This window comes from Xenophilus sp., from assembly GCF_044462705.1.
GTDB lineage: Bacteria > Pseudomonadota > Gammaproteobacteria > Burkholderiales > Burkholderiaceae_C > Xenophilus > Xenophilus azovorans.
Genome location: NZ_JBIQNC010000352.1, coordinates 1 through 2,481, shown reverse-complemented (window position 1 = coordinate 2,481; position 2,481 = coordinate 1). Strand labels below are relative to the sequence as shown.

The 2,481-nt window shown below is 75.5% G+C and carries 3 protein-coding genes; 2 read left to right on the top strand and 1 reads right to left on the bottom strand.

The window, feature by feature from the left end; translation table 11 throughout:
* Both ACIY1X_RS26020 and moaD read left to right on the top strand, forming a co-directional pair.
* The coding region (locus ACIY1X_RS26020; protein WP_399686459.1) for a molybdopterin molybdotransferase MoeA at positions 1-1,036 on the top strand (1,036 nt) is incomplete at its 5' end.
* Positions 1,033-1,284: a molybdopterin converting factor subunit 1 gene (gene moaD, locus ACIY1X_RS26015; RefSeq protein ID WP_399686457.1), complete on the top strand. Its 252-nt coding sequence runs from the start codon at positions 1,033-1,035 to the stop codon at positions 1,282-1,284. The genes ACIY1X_RS26020 and moaD, both read left to right, overlap by 4 nt.
* Position 1,285: 1 nt before the next feature.
* Here the strand turns inward: moaD and ACIY1X_RS26010 are convergent, their stop codons facing one another.
* Positions 1,286-2,326, bottom strand: a complete 1,041-nt coding sequence (locus ACIY1X_RS26010) for a hypothetical protein (RefSeq protein ID WP_399686455.1) — start codon at positions 2,324-2,326, stop codon at positions 1,286-1,288.
* Between the last annotated feature and the right edge of the window lie 155 nt (positions 2,327-2,481).

Here is a 2,481-nt window from a genome sequence, read left to right as displayed (position 1 = left end):
CGGTGCTCCGGTCCCCGAGGGCGCCGACGCCGTGGTGATGCAGGAGGACGCCGAAGCGCTGCCGGCAGAGGACGGCGCGCAGGGCCTGGGCCGCGTGCGCATCCGCCAGGCGCCGGTGGCCGGCCAGCACATCCGCCGCGCCGGCGAGGACGTGCAGGCCGGCAGCGTGGTGCTGCAGCGCGGCACCCGTCTCACGCCGCAGGCCCTCGGCCTGGCGGCCAGCATCGGCTTCGCCAGGCTGCCGCTGGCGCCGCGCCCGCGCGTGGCGCTGCTGTCGACCGGCGACGAGCTGGTCATGCCCGGCGACGTGCCGCCGGAGCAGATGCCGCCCGGCGCCATCTACAACTCCAACCGCTTCTTCATGCGCGCGCTGCTGCAGCGCCTGGGCTGCGAGGTGCAGGACCTGGGCCTGGTGCCCGACCGGCTCGACGCCACGCTGGCGGCGCTGAGCGCCGCTGCCGCGCGCAACGACGTGGTCATCACCACCGGCGGCGTTTCGGTCGGCGAAGAGGACCACGTGCGCGCTGCGGTGGAGACGCTGGGCACGCTGGAGCTGTGGTCCGTCGCGATGAAGCCCGGCAAGCCTTTCGCTTACGGCTCGATTGCGAGGCAATCGAGCCGACGCGATGCGCCGAGTGTGGGCACCCCCCCTGTGCCCCCCCGCCAAGCGAGGGGGGGCATGGACGTCTCGACGGCCTGTCACGTCTGCGGCCTGCCCGGCAACCCCGTCTCCAGCTTCATGACCTTCATGCTGCTGGTGCGCCCCTTCCTGCTGGCGCTGCAGGGCGCCGCCGCCCTCGCGCCGCCGTCCTTCGAGATGCGGGCCGACTTCGACCTGCCGCGCGCCGACCGGCGCCGCGAGTTCCTGCGCGTGCGCTGCAACGCCGAGGGCGGGCTGGACCTGTTCCCCAACCAGAGTTCGGGCGTGCTGACCTCCACCGTATGGGGCGACGGTGTGATCGACCATCCGGCCGGCCGGACCATCGCCCGCGGCGACAGCGTGCGCTTCATCCCCTTCGCGGGCTGGCTGGCATGAACCTGACGGTGCGCTATTTCGCCTCGGTGCGCGAGGCCCTCGGCCGCGACAGCGAGGCCGTGCAGACCGATGCCGCCACGCTGGGTGCGTTGCGCGACGACCTGATCGCCCGCGGCGAACCCTACGCCGGCGCGCTGGCGCGCGGCCGGGCCGTGCGCATGGCGCTGGACCAGGTCATGAGCACGGATGCCGCCGCGCTGCGCGAAGGGGCGGAGGTCGCCTTCTTCCCGCCGGTGACGGGCGGCTGATTCAGGCGCCGGCGGGCGGTTCGTTCGCCGGACCGAAAGCGACAAGGACATCGTCCGCCTCGCCGTCGCCCGCGAGGAATTCGACGTCCACATGCTGCCCCAGGTTCACCGGCGCGCTGCGGCGTCCTCCGGGGCAGACCAGCACGCCGCCGACGCGGTACCAGTGGCGCGCGGGCCGGTGCTTGCCGCTGCGCGGCGTGCGGAAGCACTCGGTCACCGGCCCGGTGAGCGTCGCCAGTCGCAGCCCGCGGCCCGCCCGACGCCGGACCTGCAGCCAGCCGAGCGCAGCGATCGCGCTGCAGGTCAGCAGGCCGATCGCCAGCGTGAGGCCGAGCCGGCCGGCATCGAAGCCGCCCGCGAAGGCCAGGGGCAGCGTGCCCGCCGGCAGGGCCAGCGCGAGCACGAGGATCAGCTCGCGCGCATGCCATGCGGCGCGGCGATGGTCCCCGTCCTCCGACGGGCGGGTGCGGCGCGTGGCCGGCGGCGCCTCGGGATAGTGCGCCTCCAGCAGCAGGCCGTGCTGCGGCGCGATCGGCAGCCAGTGCAGCGCGATCTCGGTGCCGGCAAGGTGCTGGAGCCGGTCGATGCGCTGCTCCGGCGCCAGGCCCGGCCCGTCGAAGGGGCCGGCCAGCGGCCACAGGTGCAGCACCTCGCCGTCGACGGTGTAGCGCAGGCCGCCCTCGTCGGCGGCCTCCAGGGCGTGCAGGCGCCCGTGCGTCACCTGCTTCGCGCCGCCCGCCATCGCCTCGGCCAGCGGCCGCCACAGGCGCGCGCGCTGCCGGAGCAGCTTGCGCAGCAGGAGGCAGACGAAGAGCAGCACCGTGGCCAGCAGGGCGGCCAGGACGATGCGGTCGCTGCCTGCGGGGCGCCCGTGCAGCGCCAGGCCCAGCGGCGCGCTGCAGGCCAGCAGCAGGACGGCGCCGCCGAAGCCGAGGCGCGCTTCCAGGCGCCCCGCGGACAGGGCGTGGCGCAGCGCACGCAGGTTGTCGGGCGAAAGCGGGGCGGGCTGGGCGGGCGGCACGCGCGGCATTGTGCCGGGCATGGCACGGCCGCCGGGCGCTCACTGGACGGACACGCGGGCCAGCAGCCCGGCCAGGCGCCGGGCGAGCGCGTCCGAGGCGCACGTCATCGGCGCGCGCAGTTCGTTCGCCATCTCGCCCTGCTGCGCCAGCAGCGCCTTGAGCGGGCCCGGGTTGG